This window comes from Burkholderia cepacia complex sp. TUM26381 (genome assembly GCF_057439935.1).
In genome coordinates this window covers 2,187,187-2,207,169 of record NZ_CM172007.1, presented here as the reverse complement: position 1 = coordinate 2,207,169, position 19,983 = coordinate 2,187,187, and the positions used below count along the sequence as shown (strand labels likewise).

16 protein-coding genes and 2 pseudogenes are annotated in these 19,983 nt (G+C 69.6%); 7 read left to right on the top strand and 11 right to left on the bottom strand.

Annotated elements, in window-relative coordinates:
* Positions 1–1,080 carry a glycosyltransferase family 2 protein gene (locus ACWMMN_RS26550; RefSeq protein ID WP_486423344.1) on the bottom strand — a complete coding sequence of 360 codons (1,080 nt, stop codon included), beginning with the start codon at positions 1,078–1,080 and terminating at the stop codon, positions 1–3.
* A gap of 118 nt (positions 1,081–1,198) precedes the next feature.
* Between ACWMMN_RS26550 and ACWMMN_RS26545 the strand changes: the two are divergent.
* A pseudogene (locus ACWMMN_RS26545) lies at positions 1,199–1,578 on the top strand (phage protein NinX family protein).
* A gap of 7 nt (positions 1,579–1,585) precedes the next feature.
* Here the strand turns inward: ACWMMN_RS26545 and ACWMMN_RS26540 are convergent.
* Positions 1,586–2,833, bottom strand: a complete 1,248-nt coding sequence (locus tag ACWMMN_RS26540) for a glycosyltransferase family 87 protein (RefSeq protein WP_174994766.1) — start codon at positions 2,831–2,833, stop codon at positions 1,586–1,588.
* Positions 2,834–2,839: 6 nt separating this feature from the next.
* A complete protein-coding gene (locus ACWMMN_RS26535) occupies positions 2,840–3,937 on the bottom strand; it encodes a glycosyltransferase family 2 protein (RefSeq protein ID WP_486423343.1) in 1,098 nt (365 codons plus the stop codon).
* A 317-nt stretch (positions 3,938–4,254) separates the two neighbouring features.
* On the opposite strand from ACWMMN_RS26535, the gene ACWMMN_RS26530 reads away from it, so the two are divergent.
* Positions 4,255–4,629 carry a phage protein NinX family protein gene (locus tag ACWMMN_RS26530; protein ID WP_059237166.1) on the top strand — a complete coding sequence of 125 codons (375 nt, stop codon included), beginning with the start codon at positions 4,255–4,257 and terminating at the stop codon, positions 4,627–4,629.
* A gap of 22 nt (positions 4,630–4,651) precedes the next feature.
* Here ACWMMN_RS26530 and ACWMMN_RS26525 read toward each other — a convergent pair.
* Positions 4,652–5,638, bottom strand: a pseudogene (locus ACWMMN_RS26525) (ABC transporter substrate-binding protein).
* A 176-nt stretch (positions 5,639–5,814) separates the two neighbouring features.
* Positions 5,815–6,693: a LysR family transcriptional regulator gene (locus ACWMMN_RS26520; RefSeq protein ID WP_256086559.1), complete on the bottom strand. Its 879-nt coding sequence runs from the start codon at positions 6,691–6,693 to the stop codon at positions 5,815–5,817.
* A 100-nt stretch (positions 6,694–6,793) separates the two neighbouring features.
* Here ACWMMN_RS26520 and ACWMMN_RS26515 point away from each other — a divergent pair, with 100 nt between their 5' ends.
* The gene (locus tag ACWMMN_RS26515; RefSeq protein WP_174991942.1) at positions 6,794–8,365 is read left to right on the top strand and encodes an MFS transporter; all 1,572 of its coding nucleotides are present in this window, start codon (positions 6,794–6,796) and stop codon (positions 8,363–8,365) included.
* A gap of 117 nt (positions 8,366–8,482) precedes the next feature.
* Positions 8,483–9,424, top strand: a complete 942-nt coding sequence (locus tag ACWMMN_RS26510) for an AEC family transporter (protein ID WP_486423342.1) — start codon at positions 8,483–8,485, stop codon at positions 9,422–9,424.
* Positions 9,425–9,484: 60 nt separating this feature from the next.
* On the opposite strand, the gene ACWMMN_RS26505 is transcribed toward ACWMMN_RS26510, so the two are convergent.
* From ACWMMN_RS26505 to ACWMMN_RS26495, 3 genes are all read right to left on the bottom strand, one after another.
* A complete protein-coding gene (locus tag ACWMMN_RS26505; RefSeq protein ID WP_486423341.1) occupies positions 9,485–10,660 on the bottom strand; it encodes a LysR family transcriptional regulator in 1,176 nt (391 codons plus the stop codon).
* A 61-nt stretch (positions 10,661–10,721) separates the two neighbouring features.
* On the bottom strand, positions 10,722–11,450 hold the full coding sequence (locus ACWMMN_RS26500) for an aspartate/glutamate racemase family protein (protein ID WP_048025762.1): 729 nt from the start codon (positions 11,448–11,450) through the stop codon (positions 10,722–10,724).
* A gap of 24 nt (positions 11,451–11,474) precedes the next feature.
* Entirely contained in the window at positions 11,475–13,025 is a 1,551-nt protein-coding gene (locus ACWMMN_RS26495) for an NCS1 family nucleobase:cation symporter-1 (RefSeq protein WP_486423340.1), read from the bottom strand.
* Positions 13,026–13,257: 232 nt separating this feature from the next.
* Between ACWMMN_RS26495 and ACWMMN_RS26490 the strand changes: the two genes are divergently transcribed.
* Both ACWMMN_RS26490 and ACWMMN_RS26485 read left to right on the top strand, forming a co-directional pair.
* Positions 13,258–13,530, top strand: a complete 273-nt coding sequence (locus ACWMMN_RS26490; protein WP_155627205.1) for a hypothetical protein — start codon at positions 13,258–13,260, stop codon at positions 13,528–13,530.
* 187 nt (positions 13,531–13,717) lie between these two features.
* Positions 13,718–14,212 carry a DUF3005 domain-containing protein gene (locus tag ACWMMN_RS26485; RefSeq protein ID WP_486423339.1) on the top strand — a complete coding sequence of 165 codons (495 nt, stop codon included), beginning with the start codon at positions 13,718–13,720 and terminating at the stop codon, positions 14,210–14,212.
* A gap of 64 nt (positions 14,213–14,276) precedes the next feature.
* Here the strand turns inward: ACWMMN_RS26485 and ACWMMN_RS26480 are convergent, their stop codons facing one another.
* Positions 14,277–15,041 (bottom strand): DUF4397 domain-containing protein, encoded by a 765-nt coding sequence (locus tag ACWMMN_RS26480; protein ID WP_059237160.1) that lies wholly within the window; start codon positions 15,039–15,041, stop codon positions 14,277–14,279.
* 276 nt (positions 15,042–15,317) lie between these two features.
* Complete coding sequence (locus tag ACWMMN_RS26475) at positions 15,318–16,625, bottom strand: MFS transporter (protein ID WP_059237159.1); 1,308 nt, start codon at positions 16,623–16,625, stop codon at positions 15,318–15,320.
* 535 nt (positions 16,626–17,160) lie between these two features.
* Here ACWMMN_RS26475 and ACWMMN_RS26470 point away from each other — a divergent pair.
* Positions 17,161–17,607, top strand: coding sequence for a MarR family winged helix-turn-helix transcriptional regulator (locus ACWMMN_RS26470; RefSeq protein ID WP_059237158.1), 447 nt, complete (start codon positions 17,161–17,163; stop codon positions 17,605–17,607).
* Between the two features lie 23 nt (positions 17,608–17,630).
* On the opposite strand, the gene ACWMMN_RS26465 is transcribed toward ACWMMN_RS26470, so the two are convergent.
* Positions 17,631–19,916: a xanthine dehydrogenase family protein molybdopterin-binding subunit gene (locus ACWMMN_RS26465; protein WP_486423338.1), complete on the bottom strand. Its 2,286-nt coding sequence runs from the start codon at positions 19,914–19,916 to the stop codon at positions 17,631–17,633.
* Positions 19,917–19,983: the final 67 nt, after the last annotated feature.

Below are 19,983 nucleotides of genomic sequence, written 5' to 3'. Positions count from 1 at the left end.
TTACTTGGCGGAGGCTTTCCGCGCGCCGTGGCCGGCCACCGCCGCGGGTAGTGGCGTCCGGCGGCGGGCCGCGTGCGGGCGCTTGAGCGGGAACTGCAGCAGCGTCGACGCCGGATGCGCGGCTGCGTCACGCTGCGCGTGGAAGCGCTGCCGCACGAGATAGACCGGGCGCTGCTTCGATTCGTGATAGATGCGGCCAAGGTATTCGCCGATGACGCCGATGCCGATCAGCTGGATGCCGCCGACGAACAGCATCGCGGAGATGAGCGACGCGTAGCCGTGCACGGGATTGCCGAACAGCAGCGTGCGCATGACGATGTATGCGCCGTAGACGAACGAGAGCGCGGCGAACACGAGGCCGATGTAGGTCCACACGCGCAGCGGCACGGTGCTGAAGCTCGTGATGCCTTCGAGCGCGAAGTTCCAGCGTCGCCACCCGGAGAATTTCGAGCGGCCGCCGCTGCGTGCCGCGCGCGTGTATTCGATGATCTCGGTGCGGAAGCCGACCCACGCGAACAGGCCTTTCATGAAGCGCCGCCGCTCGGGCAGTGCGCGCAGCGCGTCGACGACCTGGCGGTCCATCAGCCGGAAATCGCCGACGTTCTCGGGCATTTCGACTTCGGAAAGGTGGTTGTGTACGCGGTAATAGAGTGCGGCGGCCACGCGCTGCATCAGCGGATCGCACATGCGGTCGGTGCGCTTCGCGGCGACGACCTCGGCGCCGGCGTGCCAGCGTTCGAGCATCGCGGGGATCAGTGCCGGCGGATCCTGCAGGTCGGCGTCGATCAGGATCACGGCCGCGCCGGCGGCTTCGTCGATGCCGGCCGTGAGCGCGGCCTCCTTGCCGAAGCGCCGGGTGAGATCGACGATGCGCACGCGCGGATCGCCGGCGGCGATGTCGATCAGCCTGTCCAGCGTGCCGTCGCGGCTGCCGTCGTTGATGCAGACGATCTCGAAACGGACCGACTCGACCGATTCGAGGATGGGCAGCGTGGCCGCAAAGAATGCGCCGATTGCTTCGTCCTCGTCATGGAACGGCACGACGAGCGATACCAGTGGTTTTCTGGCGTGCGCGGACATACGTCCCCCGAGAGATCCGGCCTGCGCTGCACCGTATGAATCCGGTTGTCGTCCGCTGCGGGCCAGACGATAGGCATTCTGATCATTGTAGGCAGGAATCGGAGATTCGTAACACGAAATGACGCGGGTGCGGCGGTGGGCGTACGAGCGTCAGGATGACGGGCTGGACATCGAGACCGGCGGCGGCGCCGCGCTGCGCTGCGCGGGCGCGATCCGGTGCGCAATCGTGTCCGGGATGACCCGGTTGGCTTGCCGCAGGACGGGAGGCGATGACGCGTGCGTGCACAACGGCGGCCCGATCGTCGAGCGGCTGCCGTTCGACGCGTTCGAGCGCGACGGCGGGTGGGGCCATGGCGTGCCGTGCTGCACCGGGCCGTGCCCGCCGCGGGCGAGCGCTGCACGTTCAACTGGTCGGGGCCGATGCTGCCGGTCGACGCGATGCGAACGCGCGTCGCGTCGACGTTTGAAGGCGACCTGCCGGACCTCGAAACGATTTGAACGATGCTTATCGCCGCTCGGGGGATGGCGGGAGCGCGCATGCGCGCTGCAGCAGCACGAGCAGCGCGATCGCCGTGACGGCGGGCCCGATCTGCGGCAGCTTCATCCACGGATTCAGAAACTCGTACAGCGGTAGCGCCCACATGGCGACGACGATGCATTGCTCGCCCCGCCGCCAGCCGTGCTGCGATCCGATGGTGATCATGCATGCGATCGGGATGCACAGCCAGGACAGTTCGTAGTGCCATACATAGGGATTCGCGGCCAGCGTCGCGACGACCAGCACCGCGCCACGCAGCCGTGCGTCCCGGCTCCGGCGCCAGACGAAGCACGCCGCGGCGATCGCGATCGCCGCGATGACCGCTTGCCCGGCGAAGGCGAGTGCGGGCGACAGGCCGGCGAGCCGGAACGCCGCGAACGGCGTCGGCGACGCAAACCAGAACGGTACGCCATGCTCGATGATCAGCGAACGCAGCGCGCCGGCATTCTGCAGGAACAGCCGGACCGATTCCATGCCGCCCGTCGCGATGCCCAGCACGGTGAACGCGGTCGCGAATGCCGCGGCCCACGCGAACGCGCGCCATGCGCGCGCGGCAATCAGCACGAACGGAAACAGCAACGCCAGCTGCGGCTTGACCGACAGGAGTCCGATGCAGAAGCCGGCCAGGATCGGCCGCCGGTCGACGCAATACACGGCGAACGCCGCGCATGCGGCGGTCAGCATGGCGTTCTGTCCGTACATCGCGGTCACGAGCACGCCCGGGCAGGCAAGCAGCGCGAGCCAGCCGATGCGTGACGCGCCGGGCACGGCGGCGAGCCCCGACACGCGCCAGGCCGCCAGGCCGAGCAGCACGATGCCAAGTGCGATGAACAGCGGATAGCTGATCGCATAGGGCAGCAGCGCGAGCGGCGCCACCACCAGCAGATACGACGGCGGATACAGCCACGGCAGGAACGCGAAGCGTCCGGTCGACGGGAACAGCCCGGCGAGCACGCGCGAAAACGTGGGGACGTCGTAGGCCTGCCAGGGCGAGCCGTGGAGCATCAGATGGGACGCGGACCAGAACACCATGTATCCCGAGCCGGGGCGGAACGTGCCCGGATCGGTCGAGCGAGCGCCGATCCAGACCAGGATCGACGCGAACAGCACGCCGACCGCCAGCATGACCACGCTGTAAAGCGCGATGCGTCCGGGGGTGAGCCAGACGCGGACGGGGCGCGCGTCGCCTTGCATCGACGAACCGGAAATATCCATGCGGCGCTACTTGACCGACAGATTGCGCGGCGTCTGCACGGCGAGGGTTGCCGCCTGCCGGCGCCGGGACGCGGCGACGCGCCGGACCGGAAACTGCAGCAGCTTCGAGCCGTCCGGCTGGGCGGCATGCCGCGCGGGCTGCTGGCCCGCATGGGCATCGGCGCGATAACGGCGCCGCACGAGATAGACCGGGCGCTGCTTCGATTCGTGATAGATGCGGCCGAGGTATTCGCCGATGACGCCGATGCCGATCAGCTGGATGCCGCCGACGAACAGCATCGCGGAGATGAGCGACGCGTAGCCGTGCACGGGATTGCCGAACAGCAGCGTGCGCATGACGATGTATGCGCCGTAGACGAACGAGAGCGCGGCGAACACGAGGCCGATGTAGGTCCACACGCGTAGCGGCACGGTGCTGAAGCTCGTGATGCCTTCGAGTGCGAAGTTCCAGCGTCGCCACCCGGAGAATTTCGAGCGGCCGCCGCTGCGTGCCGCGCGCGTGTATTCGATGATCTCGGTGCGGAAGCCGACCCACGCGAACAGGCCTTTCATGAAGCGCCGCCGCTCGGGCAGCGCGCGCAGCGCGTCGACGACCTGGCGGTCCATCAGCCGGAAATCGCCGACGTTCTCGGGCATTTCGACTTCGGAAAGGTGGTTGTGTACGCGGTAATAGAGTGCGGCGGCCACGCGCTGCATCAGCGGATCGCACATGCGGTCGGTGCGCTTCGCGGCGACGACCTCGGCGCCGGCGTGCCAGCGTTGGAGCATCGCGGGGATCAGTGCCGGCGGATCCTGCAGGTCGGCGTCGATCAGGATCACGGCCGCGCCGGCGGCTTCGTCGATGCCGGCCGTGAGCGCGGCCTCCTTGCCGAAGCGCCGGGTGAGATCGACGATGCGCACGCGCGGATCGCCGGCGGCGATGTCGATCAGCCTGTCCAGCGTGCCGTCGCGGCTGCCGTCGTTCACGCAAACGATTTCGAAGCGCGCGGTGCCGACCGATTCGAGGATGGGAAGGGTGGTCGCGAAGAATGCATCGATCGCTTCCGCCTCGTCGTGAAAAGGCACGACGAGCGATACCAACGGCTTCAGGGTGTGCCTGGACATACGTCCCCCTGTGAGATCCGGTCTGCGCCGCATTGTCTGGTCCTGTTGTCGCCGAACTTGTGGAAACGGGTCCGGATCGGCGCGCGTTTGTGTTTGTGATGGTCTGGCTGGCTGGCCGCGGGCCGGGCGGGCAGCCGTCAGATCATTCTACGCACGAATGACGCGCAGGTGACAGGGTGCGCGGGTTTGTGCGGGGGGAGGGGTTTCAGCGATGCGGCCGGCCGCCGGCGGGGCGCTGCAGCGCCGTCCCCGGGGCGGTTACGCGTGCGGGCGCAACGGTTAGCATGTCGACTGGAATGACGGTGACGGAGAGGGTTATGCAAGTTCAGGAACTGGCCGGCGGGCCGCTGGATTACTGGGTCGCGATCGCGGAAGGCCACGACGCCCCGCGTGCCGACGCGTCCGGATGCACGTCGATTCGCGTGGCGGGCGGCGTGCCGACGCCGTTCGCGCCATCGTCGTCCTGGGCGGACGGCGGCCCGATCGTCGAGCGGCTGCCGTTCGACGCGTTCGAGCGCGACGGCGGGCGGGGGCCATGGCGTGCCGTGCTGCACCGGGCCGTGCCGGCCGCGGGCGACCGCTGCACGTTCAACCAGTCGGGGCCGACGCTGCTGGTCGCCGCGATGCGCACGCTCGTCGCGTCGACGTTCGGCGACGACCTGCCGGACCTCGATATGGCGCTGCCGCGCTGAACGCCGCCACGCGCGGCAGCGCTCAGGACGACACGTTCCGGACCGCAATCGACGCGACGTCGACGCGCCGTGGCAGGATCGCGTCCGCCGCCGCGCGATCGGCGACGCGCTGCAGCACGTCGATGTCGGCGCCGCTGAGGCTGCGCTGCGCGAGCGCGGCCCGGCGGGCGATGTCGGTCGCCGCGTCGGGCGGCAGGCGCGTGAGCGACGCGTAGACGTTCGCGTAGTCGGCCGGGTGCGCGAGCGCCCATTGGCCGGCGCGGGTGAGCCGTGCGAGCACGTCCGCGAGCGCCGCGCGCTTCGCGCCGTCGTTCAGCGTCTCGACCGGCGACGTGAGGAACGCGAGCCCCGAATTGATGCCGCTGCCGTCGCGGACGATGCGTGCGCCGCGTCGTACCGCATGGCCGTAATACGGGTCGAACGTGGCCCAGATGCCGATCCGTTTCGCCTCGAACGCGGCGAATGCATCGACGGGCAGCACGAAGCGCACGTCGACGTCGCGCGGGGCGAGGCCGTGTTCGCGCAGCGAGCCGTACAACTGGTATTGCGAGATGCTGCCGCGCGCCGACGACACGACGACGGTTTACCCTTTCAGGCCGGCCACCGTGCGAATGGGCGAGTCGGGCTGGACGACGATGCCGAGCGACGCCGACGAGCCGACCCGCGTTGCGACGATCCGCAACGACGGATCGCCGAGCGCGGCCGTCAGTACCGGCAGGTCGCCGGCCGGGGCGAGATCGATCGCGCCCGCGCGCTGGGCCTCGAACAGCGGCGCGGCGCCCTGGAAATTGGCCCAGCGGAACCGGTAGGGCGTGCCGTCCAGCACGCGCGCGGCTTCGGCCAGCGCGCGCAGGCCGCCGGCCTGGTCGCCGAGCACGAGCGTGACGCTCGACAGGTCGGTGCCGGCCGCGCGGGCGGGCAGTGCGATGCCGCCCGCGAGCGGCGCGGCGGCGAGGGCGGCAAGACGCTGCAGCGCGCGGCGGCGCGCTGCAGCGGAAGAGCGATTCATCGGCGGCATGTCCTCGGTAACCCGCGCCCGTGCGGCGCGGCTGCCGGGCAGGTTACGGAATCGGTTTCCGGCCGACAAACATCGAATCGTGAAATGCATATTCGCGCGGCGAGCCCCGCTAGGGCCGGTAACGGCCCGGCGCCCGGGCGCTGTCGCGGATGCGTCGTGCGGATGCGTTAAGCGGCCGGCGGAACCGTGCGCAGGAATGCCCGCACCGCGGGCGCCTTTTCGAACCGCCGGTGCGCGAGCGCGAGCTCCGACGTGATCGGCTTGCCGGCAATCGGCCGGTACACGACACCCGGCAACGACACGCAGCCGGCGAGCGCATCGGGAATCACCGCGACCCAGCTGTTCACGGACACGCACGCGAGCACCGCGAGCAGGCCGCCCGGCCGCGCGGCGATGACCGGTGCGAAGCGGCCGCGGCGCGCGACTTCGAGCGTGCCCCGTTCCTGTTCGGGCACCGCGAAGCGTGCGTCGGCGAGATCGGCCGCGCGGACGGCCGTCATCGCCGCGTAGCGCGAATCGGCCGGTACGGCCGCGACGAACACGTCGCGCTGCAGCGTGACGATCCGCAGACCGCCGGGCAGCGGCAGCGGCGGACGGACGTAGGCGAGATCGAGCCGGCCCGCGTCGAGCTGGTTTGCGACGTCGTCCATCGGCACCTCGCGCAGGTTCAGTTCGATGCGCGGGTGCGCGGCGCGGAACGCGCCGACCGTGCGCTGCAGCGTGCCCGAATAGACGGCGGACGACACGTAGCCGATCTCGATCCGGCCGAGTTCGCCGCGTTCGGCGAGCGCGGCAAGTTCGCGGCCGCGCTGCAGATGCTCGAATGCGGCGCTCGCTTCGGCGAGATAGGCCTCGCCGGCCGCGCTCAGCGTGACTGCGCGGCGCGACCGGTGAAAGAGCCGCACGCCGAGCACGCGCTCGGCTTCCTGGATCTGCCGCGTGAGCGCGGGCGGCGCCATGTCCAGCGCTTCGGCCGCACGCGCGAAATGCAGGTGCTGCGCGACGCTCAGGAACGCACGTACGTGACGGAATTCGAGCCGGTCCATGATTGCAGTTTTCGTTAATAAAACAGCTTGGAAGTGTCAATGACAGGCAACACCGGGCAAGCCTAGCATACGGCTCGTTGATCCTGTTCCGGAGTTGCCGATGTCCCAGTCTTCACCGGCGTCGCGTACGGGCGCGGCTGCCGCCCCGCGCGCGGGCGCCCGCCTGCCGGCCGCCGCGACGCTTGCCGTCGCGTCCGCAACCTGTTCGCTGATCGTGCTCGACACGAACGTGGTGGCCGTATCGCTGCCGAGCATCGCGCGCAGCTTCCACGCGAGCTTCGCCGACATCGAATGGGTCGTGAGCGCGTACATGACCGCGTTTGCCGCGTGCCTGCTGCCGGCGGGCGGGCTCGCCGATCGCTTCGGGCGCAAGCGGATGCTCTTCACGGGGCTCGCGCTCTTCTTTCTCGCGTCGCTTGGCTGCGGCATCGCGCCGTCGGCCGGCTGGCTGATCGCCGCGCGCGCCGTGAAGGGCGGCGGCGCCGCGCTGCTGCTGACCGCGGCGCTTGCCGTGATCGCGAACCGGTTTCCGGACGGGCGCGACCGGGCGCGCGCATGGGCGATCTGGGGCATGTGCATGGGGATCGCGACGGCCATCGCGCCGCTCGTCGGCGGCGCGATCACCCAATGGATCGGATGGCGCTGGGTGTTCCTGCTGAACCTGCCCGTCTGCCTGCTGCTGGCAGCCGGCGCGTGCGTCGCGATCGACGAATCGAACGATCCGCATGCGAAACGCGTGGACGCCGCCGGCAGCCTGCTGTTCGGTGCGGCGCTCGCCTGCGGGATCGCGGCGCTGATCGGCGCACCGTCGCACGGCTGGCTGTCGGCCGCGACGCTGGGCCGGCTCGCGCTCGCCGCCGCGCTGCTGGCGGCGTTCATCGGCGCGGAGCGCTGGCAGGCGCGGCCGATGATCGATCTCGCGCTGTTTCGCCAGCCGCGCTTCGTCGGCGCGGTGCTCGCGATGTTCGGGTATGCGGCGTGCGCGCAGGTGATGATGACGTTCCTGCCGCTATACCTGCAGAACGCATTCGGCATGTCGGCGATCGATGCGGGGCTCGGGATGCTGCCGTTCGCGTTCGCGATGATCGCCGGCCCGTCGCTCGGCGCGGCGCTGGCCGCGCGCGTGTCGTCCGGCGGTGTGCTGGCGGGCGGGCTCGCGCTGATCGGCGCGGGCAACCTGGTGACCGCGGCGCTGACGGCCAGCGGCGACTACCGGCTCGTCGCGATCGGCATGTTCGTGACGGGGTGCGGCGCCGGCATCATGAACGGCGACACGCAGAAGGCGATCATGGCGTGCGTGCCACCGAACCGCACCGGCATGGCGTCGGGCATCAGCACGACGACGCGCTTCTCGGCGATCGTGACGGCCGTCGGCGTGCTCGGCGCAGTGCTGGCGGCGAGCACGCACGCGCGGCTCGACGACCTGCTGTCCGCCACGCCCGGCCTGCGCGCGTTCGCCGATGCGCCGTTCATGTCGAGCCTGCTGGCCGGCGATCTGGCGCAGGCGCTCGGCCGCGTGCCGCCGTCGGCCGCCGGCACGCTGGCGCGGGCGGCCCCCGTCGCGTTCTCGAGCGGGTTCGCCGATGCGTTGACGATGAGCGGCGTGCTCGCGCTCGGCGCGGCCGTCGTAGCATACAAGTTGCTTACGCAACCGATGCGCGATGGCGCGTAACGGGGAGTGACGGGGAGTGACGGGGAGTGACGGGCCGGCGTGCATGCGCTGCGTATTGGACGGGCTTTCACGGAACCATTAAGCTGGCGCGTTCCGGTTTCACGCAGCGTATTCAAGATGTCATCGACGATCGAGATTCTGTTGCCCGTGTTCGGGCTGATCGCGGCAGGGTTCCTGTGCCGCCGGCGCGGCGTACTCGGGCCGGCCGCAGCGTCGGAGCTCAACCGGTTCGTCGTGTGGCTCGCGCTGCCCGCGCTGCTGTTCCAGATCATGGCGCACGCATCGTGGCACCAGCTCTACCAGCCGGCGTTCGTGGCGACATTCGCGCTGACCTGTGCGCTCGTGTTCGGCGGCGTGCTCGCGTGGCGCCTGTTCGCGGGGCGCGGGCTGGCCGATGCGAGCATCGATGCGATCGCCGCGTCCTATCCGAACACCGGCTATCTCGGCTTTCCGCTGTGCCTGCTGGCGTTCGGTCCCGGCAGCCTCACGCCGACCACGATCGCGACCATTCTCGTCGCATGCGTGTTGTTCGCCGGTGCGATCGTGCTGATCGAGATCGGACTGCAGCGCGACCGCGCGCCGCTGAAGCTGATGTGGAAGGTGGCCGGCGCGCTGCTGCGCAACCCGCTGATCGTCGCGCCGCTGGTCGGCGTATGCGTGTCGGCTGCGCAGGTGCCGCTCGCTGCGCCCGTCGAGACCTTCCTGAAGCTGCTCGGGGCGGCCGCAAGCCCGTGTGCGCTGGTCAGCCTCGGGCTGTTTCTCGCGGAGAAGCGCGAGGGGGCCGGTACCGCGGCGCGCGGCAGCGTCGCGCTGACGGCGGTGAAGCTGTTCGTCCAGCCGGCGCTCGCATGGTGGCTCGGCGTGCGCGTGTTCGCGATGCCGCCCGTGCTCGCGCAGATCGCCGTCGTGCTCGCCGCGTTGCCGACCGGCACGGGGCCGTACATGCTCGCGGAATTCTACGGGCGCGAAGCGCAGGTGACGTCGCGCACGATCCTGCTGTCGACGCTCGGATCGGTCGTTTCGCTGTCGGTGCTGCTCGTGCTGGCGCGACACGTCTGACGCGGCACGCGGCTGCGATCTTTCAGCCTGTCAGCGCATCGCCGTCAGCCGGCTCGCCGGTCAGTGCGGCTTCGTCGCGATGCGATGGATGCGTGCCGCGTGCGCGACGCGCGCCGGGTGCGATGCGCGGCAATGCGTCGCCTGTCGGCGGCGAGTGCGCCGTGCGGGCTCCGGCGTGTCGGCGACGGGCGGCGTGGACATCCGGGCATCCGCGTCGGAACCGGCAGCGGCTACTGCGGTAACGGCCGGCAACCTGGCCTCGGCGTCGAGCCATGCGTGCGTCGCTTCCGCGATCAGCCCGCGCAGCCAGCACACGCCCTCGGCACACGATCCCGATTCGTTCCACGTCATCCGGTACACGATGTCAGGCGGTTCGGCCGGCAGCGTGACCGCAGCGAGCGGCAGCAGCTTCGCATAGTGCCGCGCGAGCCGGTACGTGGTGGTGAGGATCATGTCGGTGCGCACGAGCGCATGCGCGGCAAGTTCGAAGTGCGGCAGCGTGACGACGATGCGCCGCTGCAGGCCGACGCGTTCGAGCTGCCGGTCGATCGCGCCGGATGCTTCGAGCCACGACGGCGTCGGGCACAGCTGCGGCGCGGCTGCGAAATCGGCGGCCGTCATCGCGCCGCGCCTGGCGAGCGGATGCGTCGCGCGCATCAGGCACACGACGCGGTCGTCGAACAGGTCGTCCTGCCGGAAGCGCGACTGGCGTGCGGGGCGGTTGTCGATCACGACGTCGAGTTCGCCGTCGGCCAGCGCGCGCTCGTCGTCGAAACCGTCGCCGAGCGGATGGAACACGAGCTGCGCGTCCGGCGCGCGCTCGCGGAACAGCGCGACGAGCTTCGGCACGAACAGCACGTTCAGGTAGTCGGGGCAGCCGATCCGGTAGGTGCGCACCGACGTGCGCGCGTCGAACGTCGGCTGCTGGATGCGGATGAAGTCGATCACGCGCAGCGCGTTGCGCAGCGGCTCGATCAGCCGCGCGCCGAACTCGGTCGGCACCATCCCGTAACGGCTGCGCACCAGCAGCGGATCGCCGAGCAGCGTACGCAGCCGCTTGAGCGCCGCGCTCGTCGCCGGTTGCGACATGTTCAGGCGCACGGCCGCACGCGATACGGTGCGCTCGGTCAGCAGCACGAGCAGGATGCGCATCAGCCGTGCGTCGAGCACGTCGAGCGCGCCCGTGGCGTCGGCCGCGCCGCGGGGCAGGGCGGCCGGGTCTAGCGGGTCCCGCATGCCGATACGCCTCCCGGCGCCCCCGTGACCGCGCGCGACGCGACTGCCGGCCGGCGGCGCGTCATTTTGCGAAGGTTCCCGGCCAGCCGACGATCCGCTTCGGGCGCGGCGGCGCGTACGTGCGGACCTTCGACGTCTTCAGCTTCAGGCGCACCAGCGACTCGGCGAGTGCGACCGCGGCCGACACACCGTCGACGACCGGCACGCCCGTGCATTCCTCGATCTGCCGGTCGAGGCCGGCCATCCCGCCGCAGCCGAGGCAGATCACTTCCGCGTGATCGTCCTTCACCGCGCGCTGCGCCTGGCCGACGATCGACTCGATCGCGCGGGCCGGATTTTCTTCCAGTTCGAGCACCGCGAGGCCGCTCGCGCGCACCGATGCGCAGCGTGCGTCGAGCCCGGCGAGTTTCAGGCGATCCTCGATCAGCGGCACCGTGCGGTCGAGCGTCGTGACGACCGAGTAGCGATGGCCGAGCAGCATCGCGACGCTCGCGGCGGCTTCGGTGATGTCGACGACGGGTACCGTCAGCAGTTCCTGCAGGCCTTCGCGGCCGTGTTCGCCGTAGCCGGCCTGGATCACCGCGTCGTACGGCTCGTCGTAGCTCAACACGCGATCCATCACGGCGATCGCCGCGAGGTAGCTCTCGAAGTTGCCTTCGACCGATTCCGCGCCGAAGCGCGGCGTCAGCCCGACGATCTCCGTGCCGGGCGAGGCGGCGGCCTGCGCCTGCGCGGCGATTGCGTCGGTGATCGACTCGGTCGTGTTGACGTTGACTACCAGGATCCTCATCGGGGCTCTCCGTATGCGTGTGTGTCAGTGTTGCCCGCAGGCGACCGCGATATGTTCGCCCGAGCGCTCTTCGTAGTGCCGTTTGCGATCGGCCAGCAGCCAGTACACGCTGCCCGCGATGGCCGCGCCGAGCAGCCAGGAGAACGGCGTCATCGCGCTGAAGGCCGGCACGACGGCGAGCGTGATCGAGATCAGCGCGGACGGCACGAGCGCCGCGAGCGCCTTGCGGTTCACGCCGCGGGTGTAGAAATAGGCGCCGCCCGGCGCTTCGGTATAGAGGTCGGGCACGTTCACGCGCTGCTTGCGCACGAGCCAGTAGTCGACCGTGATGATCCCGTACAGCGGGCCGAGCAGCGCGCCGAGGCCGGACAGGAAGTAGACGATCACGATCGGGCTGTTGTACAGGTTCCACGGCAGGATCAGCACGGCGATCGTCGCGCTGATCAGGCCCGCGCGGCGGAACGACAGGCGGTGCGGCGCGAGGCTCGTCAGCACGAACGCCGGTGCCACGAAGTTCGCCATGATGTTCACGGCGACGGTGACGATCAGGAATGCGAGACAGCCGAGCACGAGGAACAGCTTGTTCGGCACCGTCGCGATGATTTCCGTCGGGCTGTGGATGATGTGGCCGTTCAGCTTGAACTGCGCGCCCGCGAGCACGAAGCTGATCGTCGCGAACACGAGGATGTTGACCGGCAGGCCCCAGAAGTTGCCGACGCGCACCGTCTTCGCGCTCGGCGACGAACGGGCGAAATCGCAGAAGTTGAGCACCAGCGTGCCGTAGATCGAGAGCCACAGCGAGCCGCCCGCGAAGATTTCCGTCCACATCCTGAAGCCGGTCATCGGCTTGCCGATCGACATCGCGAGATGGCCGCCCGTGCGGCTGATCATCCATGCGGCGAGCGACAGCGTCGTCACGAGGATCACCGGGCCGGCGAGCCCCTCGTACTTGCGGACCATCTCCATCCCGAACGTGAGGATGCCGATCTGCACGAGCCAGATCGCGACGAACGTGATCCAGCCGAGCGTCGACAGCCCGAAGATCGCATTCTGGTCGAACGCGGCGAGGCCGGGCCAGATCGCCGTGAGCAGCACGCGCAGCACGACGGACGCGAGATAGGTCTGGATCCCGAACCAGGCGATCGCGATCACCGCGCGGATCATCGCGGGCAGCAGCGCGCCGTAGATGCCGAAGCTCATCCGGCTGATCACCGGGAACGGCACGCCGGTCTTCTGGCCCATGTAGCCGGTGAGGTTCATGAAGCAGTACACGAGCACCGCGCCGATCGCGAGCGACGCGAGCATCTGCCAGCCCGACAGGCCGAGCGCGAACAGCCCGATCGCAAACGAGTAGTTCGCGATGTTGTGTACGTCGTTGGTCCACAGCGCAAAGATGCTGTAGCGGCCCCAGGTCCGGCCCTCGGTCTTGGTCGGCGCGAGGTCGGGATTGTGCAGCCGCGGGCTCAGCGCAGGGTCGCGCGTGGCCGAATCGGTTCGATACGATGCGTCGTCCGCGCCGAGCACGATGCCCGGGCGGTGGGTGGCTTCCAGTTGCACGCCGTTGTCTCCTTCCATGTGCGGGGCGCGAAACCGGCAGCGTGTGTACGCAGCGCCGGCCCGGCCGCCGTGGACGTTATGTCTCGGATTTGTTCGCGAGTATGGGTGGCGGCCACGGTCATGGGAAATTAAATATTCGGCTGGGCGTCATTTGAAAAATGAATGGAAGGCGTCGGCCAGCAGCGGCAGGGCGCGGCACGCAAATTGCTCGCAAGCGGGCTCCATCCACATCGACATCAGCGGAGGTGTCATGCAGCGATATTCCTTTCGTCATGTATCGCGAGCCGTCTTCGCCGGCATCCTGATTGCAGGGCTGGCGGCAGGTGCGGGCTGCCAGAAGAAGAGCGACAGCGACAGCGCCGGCGGCGCGAGTTCCGATTCGAGCGCGACGGGCGGCATGTCGGCCGCGCCGTCCACCGCAGCACCGGGTACGCCGGGCAGCGGCGCGGCCGGCAGCAGCGCCGACAGCGGCGCGAGCATGCCGGGTGCGGCCTCCGCGCCGGGCGGTGCAAGCGGCGGCTGATGCGCGGTTGGCCGGGTGGGCGGCGCGCCGGTTGCGTGCCGGCGGTCTGCCCGCTTTTTCGAGTGCCGTGCCGGCCGGGCACGTGCGCCGGCCGGCGTGTGTGCGCGCGGCCGGGCGCGTGAAAGATTTGCAAGGAGCGATGTAGCGATTCACGGACCGGCGCATGCCGGCCGGACAAGGAGGTGCGATGCAGAGCGATCAATCGAACCCTGACCCGAAGCAACCGCCAGCCGATTCCGGGCCTCCCGCGACGGCCCGGCGCCCGTTGACGCCGGAGGCCATCGCCGCGAAGACGCCGACCGGCCTGCCGCCGATCGAGCGCGGCACGCAGGCGGTCGGCAGCGGCGACCCGGTGCGGCGCGCGGCTGCCCGGATCCCGACGCTCGACAACGCGAACATGGCGATGACCGACAGCACCGTCGACGTCGACGGCAAGGGCATGGAAGCGGATGCGGGCGCGTCGAAGTGGCACGACAACGTGATCTACTCGAACGCGTCGCTCGACGAAGCGGTCGAGACGCCGGACGAAGGCCTCGGCGGGATCGAGAGCCGGCCGTCCGGCAACCTGCCGCAGATCGCGACGCGGCCGGGCTGGCGCGTGCGCCGTGTCGGCGAGGTCGATATCGAACGCGGCGACGGCACGCGCGCCGAGCATGTGATCCGCTTCGAGCGGGACGACTGATGCCGGTGTGCGAGGTCGCGGTGGCCGGCCCGATCGCGCCGGCCACCGCGACCGTTCGCTATCCTTACTGCGGGCCGAGTTCCTGCGCGGACGAATCGGCGTCGTTGCCCTGCGCGACGAGCACGTGAATGTCGTTCGGCGTCACGTCGCCGACGCCGCCCGACGGAATCGTCAGGAGCAGCCAGTCGGCGTTGTTGTTGATGGTGACCGGCGCGGTCTTGAGGATCGGCGACTTGCTGCCGGCCGTCGTGACGATCACCTGGTAGCTGCCGCCGTTCAGGTAGATCGAATCCTGCGTCGTGGCCGGCACCGCGTTCTGGTACGCCGCGCCCGCCATCGTCGGGCTTTGCGTCGTGATGTCGGTGCCCGGCGGGACGACGTACACGTCGACGTTCTGCGCATTCGGCGACGCGTTGAAGCTGCGCACGCGCGCCTTGTCGGACAGCAGGCCCTTGTCGTACGGATCGTCGACGATGGAGATCAGCGACGTCGTGCTCGGCAGCGCGATCGTCGTGTAGTGGTGGCCGTTCGCTGCGCCGAACGATTGGGACGCAATGGTCGTGGTCGTGCCCGAGACGTCGTAGCTCGCGGTCTGCGTGCCCGAATCGACGTCGTGATAGCGCGTCACGCCCTTGTAGGCGACGCCCGACTGGTCGATCTTCGCGTTCAGGTAGTAGTCGAGGTTCGGGCCGGCCGGCACCGCGTTGATGAAGCGTGCCTGCGGCTTCGAGATGCCGAGTTCGGTACCGACGTCGTTGCCGTCGCCGCCGCATGCCGCGAGCACGGCAATAACCGAGCACAAGGCCACCATCGTTCGTATTGATTTCATGTCGTCCTCTCGTTCAGGGAACCTGCTGGCGATGCAGGACCGCCGCGCGAGCGTTCGCGCAGTGTGCAGCGCCGGTTGGGGGAAGGCTGTCGACCGCCGGGGCGGCGGGCGCGTGGATGACGCAAGCGATGTGCCTGCGCAGCGGGAGACGATGAACGACGGCGGGGCGGTGGCGGGACGCGCGCACGCGCCGGTGCGGCGGCGTGCGCGGGAGGACGAGCGGCGGGGCGGACCGCGCGCGCGGCGCGGTTGTAAAAACGACAGCGCCGCGCGGCCTCAGCGGTTCACGAGCCGGGCCGGATACGCGAGCGCGAGTGCGCAGCCGACCAGCATGCACGCAGCGAACCCATACAGCCCCGCGCTTTGCGAGTGGAACGTGTCGCGCAGCCAGCCGATGAAATAGGTGCTGCCGAACCCGCCGAGGTTCGCGATCGAGCATGCGAACGCGATCCCGCCGGCGGCAGCCGAACCCTTCAGGAACGTCGAAGGCAATGCCCAGACGACCGGCATCGCGGCGGCCGCACCTGCGTTGATCAGCGAGAACAGCAGAATCGTGCCGAGCGTGCCGTGCGACGACGAAGCCGCGACCGCCAGCGCGACGGCCGACACCGTGAACGGTACGACGATATGCCAGCGGCGTTCGCGCGCGCGATCGGAGCTGGCGCCGCAGTACAGCGTGGCGAGCACGGCGGCGGCATTCGGGATCACCATCAGCCAGCCGATGTGATACGCGTCCTTCACGCCGGTGTCGCGCAGGATCGTCGGCAACCAGAAACTCACCGCGTACAGGCCGAGCAGCACGCACAGGTCGATCAGGCCGAGCGCCCACACCTTCGGATCGGAGAATGCCTTGCCGAGCGCGTGGCTCTTGTTGCCGGACGGATCGGCGTCGAGGTTCGCGCGCAGCGTGCGCTTCTCGTCGGCGTTCAGCCATTGCGCGGATTCGATGCCGTTGGGCAGCCAGCGCAGCACCGCGAAGCCGAGCAGCACCGACGGCAGCGCTTCGAGCAGGAACAGCCACTGCCAGCCGCCGAGCCCGTGCGCGCCGTCGAACGCACGCATGATCCAGCCGGAGATCGGGCTGCCGATCATGCTCGACAGCGGCAGGCCGACCATGAACAGCGCGACGATCCGCGCGCGGCGCGCATCGGGATACCACTGCGTCAGGTACAGCAGCACGCCCGGCAGGAAGCCGGCTTCGGCGGCGCCGAGCAGGAAGCGCACGATGTAGAACTGCATCGGCGTGTGCACGAACATCGTCGCACCCGACAGCAGGCCCCACGTGATCATGATCCGCGCGATCCACAGCTTCGCGCCCACACGTTGCAGCACCAGATTGCTCGGGACTTCGAACAGGATGTAACCGCCGAAGAACAGGCCGGCGCCGAGGCCGTACACGGTATCGCTGAACTTCAGTGCGTCGAGCATCTGGAGCTTCGCGAGGCCGATGTTGATGCGGTCGAGATAGGCCGCGAAGTAGCACAGGCAGAAGAGGGTGATGAGGCGTAGCGTGACCTTGCGATAGAGAGTGCCGTGCAGCGCGTCGTCGGGGGAAACGGCGGCGCTCGGGTGTGCGGTAGACATGGGACTGCCCCTGTTCGAGTGTGACGGATGAATGGGTGGCTCGATCGACGCGTGCGGAGGTTCCGCTGCGCACCGGAGTCTGTATATCACGGCAATTAAATAGCGTACACACTAGAAAATACCGAATCGCACAGGCATGAATCCGGCCAGCTTGAGGAAAGCGTTTGCGCGATAAAAACCGCGTTTATGAAGGGGATTTTGTCGATATGGAGTGCACGCTGAAAAGATCGGAACTGGCATCGGCGCATGCACGAAAGTCGTGCGTATGCGCTCAAAAATGAAGTGTGTGCGCGAAAGCATCCGGCGGCGCTCGAATGCGTGTGCGACAGCCGCCGCGAACGTGCGCGGCAGGCCGTCACGTCGGCGTCGCGATCGAACGATCCCCGTCTGTCGGGCGATCGTCGGGTGCGTTGCCTGCGCGGCGCAGCGAAACCCGATGCACCGCAATGACGCGGCCGCCCGGCCGCCGGCCGCGCCGATTTGAGGGTGTACACTGCTTGTCTTTCACCTACCTGCGGCGCGGGCCTGCACTTTCATGGCGTCTTCCAAGGATTCCTACGACTTTCACGACCAGGTCGGGCACCTGCTGCGCCGCGCGTATCAGCGGCACGTATCGATCTTCCAGGAAGCGATCCCCGATTCGGACCTCACGGCTGCGCAGTTCGTCACGCTCTGCGCGGTCAGGGAGCAGCAGGCGTGCTCGCTGAACGACATCGTCAAGGCGACGGCGATCGACCAGGCGACAATTCGCGGCGTCGTCGAGCGCCTGAAGACGCGCGCACTGATCGAGGTGCTGCCCGACCCGAACGACGGCCGCAAGCTGATCGTGCGCGCGACCGCGACCGGCCTCGCGCTGATCGATCGCACGGTGCCGTTTGCGCGGCAGGTCACGGAGCGCACGTATGGCGCACTCAATCCGGGCGAACGGGTCGCGCTGCAGTTCCTGCTGCGCAAGATGATGGAAGACGACGGCGACGCGTGACGCGCGAGCGGCGCAGGCGCGGCCTACGCCGCGCCCGCCGCGACGGATGCGCCGGCCTCGTCGGCGCGCATCAACCGGCCGGCCTCGCGCAATGCGGCACGCACCGTTTCGGGTGTAAAAGGCGGCGCGTAGAACCGTACGCCGGTGGCATCGAACAGTGCGTTCGCGACCGCGGCCGGGCCCGGCACCGACGCCGATTCGCCCGCGCCGAGCGGCGGTTCGCCTTGCCTCGGCATCAGCACGACATCGACATCCGGTACTTCCGCGAACGTCAGGATCGGGTAGCTTGCCCATTCGCGCGATGCGACCTTGCCGTCCGCGAACCGCACGCGCTCCTTCAGCGTGCGGCTCAATACCTGGATCACGTTGCCGTGAATCTGGTGACGCACGCCATCCGGGTTGATCATCGTGCCCGTGTCCTGGCCGACCGTCACGCGTTCGATGCGTATTTCGCCCGATACGCGGTCGACGCTCAGGTCGACGATCCACGCCGACCACGCCGCGCCGAACCCGGGGAAGCGGCTGTGCACGTAGCGGGCATAGGCGATCCCGCGGCCGCGTGCGAGCCGCGGCCCGTCCCGTTCGCGCGGCGGGCGCGGCGCACGCGGCGTCCAGCCCGCGCGCTCGGCCACGGCCTGCAGCAGCTCGATCGCGCGCGGGTCCTGCAGGTGGCGTAGCCGGAACGCGAGCGGATCGATGCCGGTCAATGCCGCACATTCGTCGGCGAATGCGTCGTGCGCGAACGAGTTCGGCAACGCCGACACGCCGCGCAGCCACGACGCGCGCACGAGCGGCGCGAGATCCTCGCAGACGAAGCGGCGATGCGGGCTCGCATACGGCGACACGGCCGTGCGGTCGCCCATCTCGAACACGCGCGGCTCGGGCGCGATCGCGCCGGTCAGCAGCGCCGCGAGCAGCGGCGCGTCGTTCGACGGATAGCGTGTCGTGAAGTCATAGCCGAGCAGGTGGCCGTCGCGCGTGACGGTGCCCGTTACCTGCATCGACTGGCCCGCGCCTTTCGGTTCCCACAGATGCTCGTCCGCGCGTGACAACTGCACGCGCACCGGGCGGCCGACTGCGCGCGACAGCAGCAGCGCGTCGCCGCATACGTCGTCGGCGCCGTTGCGGCCGTAGCAGCCGGCCGCCTCCATCCGTACGACGTCGAGGTCGGCTTCGTCGCGCGCGACGAGCGTTGCGAGGTCGCAGCGCAACGACACGGGGTTCTGCGTGCCGGACCACACGGTGATCCGTCCGTCGCCCGCTTCGCGATAGTCGGCGAGCGCGCAGGACGGGCCGATCGAGCCGTGCATCTGGAACGGCCACGCATAGGTGCGCGACAGCGTGATCGTATCGGGCCGGGTTCGCGCGGCATCGACGTCGCCTTCGTCGAGCAGCACGCGGCGCCTGGCCGGCGCGGCGGCGATGGCGGCAGCCGGCTCGTCGAGCGGCGGCAGCGCGGGAAGCGGCCGCCACGTCACGCGCAACTGGCGCGCCGCGCGGATCGCGTGCTCCTCGCGTTCGGCCACGACGCCGACGAAATCGCCGAGCACGACGACGGCCACGAGCCCCGGCACGTCGGCCACCGACGCGCGATCGACGTCGACGAGCGAGGTGCCGACGAATGCGCCGCTGTCGTGGCCCGCATACGGCGGCCGCACGACGCGGCCGTGCAGCATCCCCGGCACGCGCATGTCGTGCACGAACGTGAGCTGGCCGGTGGCCTTCGCGGGCAAATCGACGCGCGGCGACGAGCGGCCGACGATCCGGTAGTGCGCGGGGTCCTTCGTGCGGGTGTCCAGGTCGAGCGTCAGCGCGATCCGCTGCGCGGCGACGAGTGCGGCGAACGTGATCGCCTGCCCATCGGCCGAAATCGCGCCATCGTCGATGGCCAGCCGCGCCGCATCGACGCCGAACCGTTCGGCGGCGAGCGCCAGCAGCGCGTGACGCGCCTGCGCGGCCGCGCAGCGCAGCGGCGTCGCGGAAATCTGGATCGTCGCGCTCGCGATGGTCGGACCCTGGTTCGGTGTCGCGGCCGTGTCGCCGAGCACCATCGTCACGCGCGCGGCAGGCACGTCGAGTTCCTCGGCGACGATCTGCGCGAGCGACGTGCGGATGCCGGTGCCGAGATCGACGTGGCCGTTGAATGCGAGGATGCGGCCGTCGTCGAGAATCGCGACGAAGACTTCCGGCAGGGCCGGTACGTAGGACGACAGGCTGCCCGGCTGGCCGGGGGCCGGTTTGACGGGCGGCGCGGGCGGCCGGATCACGGTCAGGCAGCCGTCGCGCGCGAGCAGTTCGGAGCGGTTCACGGGGAGATGTCCTGTCGGGGGCGGCGCGGCCGGCGGGCGGTGGCGTCGGGGAGCGTTCGGGCGGCGG

Excerpts from the sequence above, each read along its gene's own strand:
- ACWMMN_RS26550 (WP_486423344.1), bottom strand. The coding sequence starts at position 1,080 with ATGTCCGCGCACGCCAGAAAACCACTGGTATCGCTCGTCGTGCCGTTC.
- ACWMMN_RS26540 (WP_174994766.1), bottom strand. The coding sequence starts at position 2,833 with ATGGATATTTCCGGTTCGTCGATGCAAGGCGACGCGCGCCCCGTCCGC.
- ACWMMN_RS26535 (WP_486423343.1), bottom strand. The coding sequence starts at position 3,937 with ATGTCCAGGCACACCCTGAAGCCGTTGGTATCGCTCGTCGTGCCTTTT.
- ACWMMN_RS26530 (WP_059237166.1), top strand. The coding sequence starts at position 4,255 with ATGCAAGTTCAGGAACTGGCCGGCGGGCCGCTGGATTACTGGGTCGCG.
- ACWMMN_RS26520 (WP_256086559.1), bottom strand. The coding sequence starts at position 6,693 with ATGGACCGGCTCGAATTCCGTCACGTACGTGCGTTCCTGAGCGTCGCG.
- ACWMMN_RS26515 (WP_174991942.1), top strand. The coding sequence starts at position 6,794 with ATGTCCCAGTCTTCACCGGCGTCGCGTACGGGCGCGGCTGCCGCCCCG.
- ACWMMN_RS26510 (WP_486423342.1), top strand. The coding sequence starts at position 8,483 with ATGTCATCGACGATCGAGATTCTGTTGCCCGTGTTCGGGCTGATCGCG.
- ACWMMN_RS26505 (WP_486423341.1), bottom strand. The coding sequence starts at position 10,660 with ATGCGGGACCCGCTAGACCCGGCCGCCCTGCCCCGCGGCGCGGCCGAC.
- ACWMMN_RS26500 (WP_048025762.1), bottom strand. The coding sequence starts at position 11,450 with ATGAGGATCCTGGTAGTCAACGTCAACACGACCGAGTCGATCACCGAC.
- ACWMMN_RS26495 (WP_486423340.1), bottom strand. The coding sequence starts at position 13,025 with ATGGAAGGAGACAACGGCGTGCAACTGGAAGCCACCCACCGCCCGGGC.
- ACWMMN_RS26490 (WP_155627205.1), top strand. The coding sequence starts at position 13,258 with ATGCAGCGATATTCCTTTCGTCATGTATCGCGAGCCGTCTTCGCCGGC.
- ACWMMN_RS26485 (WP_486423339.1), top strand. The coding sequence starts at position 13,718 with ATGCAGAGCGATCAATCGAACCCTGACCCGAAGCAACCGCCAGCCGAT.
- ACWMMN_RS26480 (WP_059237160.1), bottom strand. The coding sequence starts at position 15,041 with ATGAAATCAATACGAACGATGGTGGCCTTGTGCTCGGTTATTGCCGTG.
- ACWMMN_RS26475 (WP_059237159.1), bottom strand. The coding sequence starts at position 16,625 with ATGTCTACCGCACACCCGAGCGCCGCCGTTTCCCCCGACGACGCGCTG.
- ACWMMN_RS26470 (WP_059237158.1), top strand. The coding sequence starts at position 17,161 with ATGGCGTCTTCCAAGGATTCCTACGACTTTCACGACCAGGTCGGGCAC.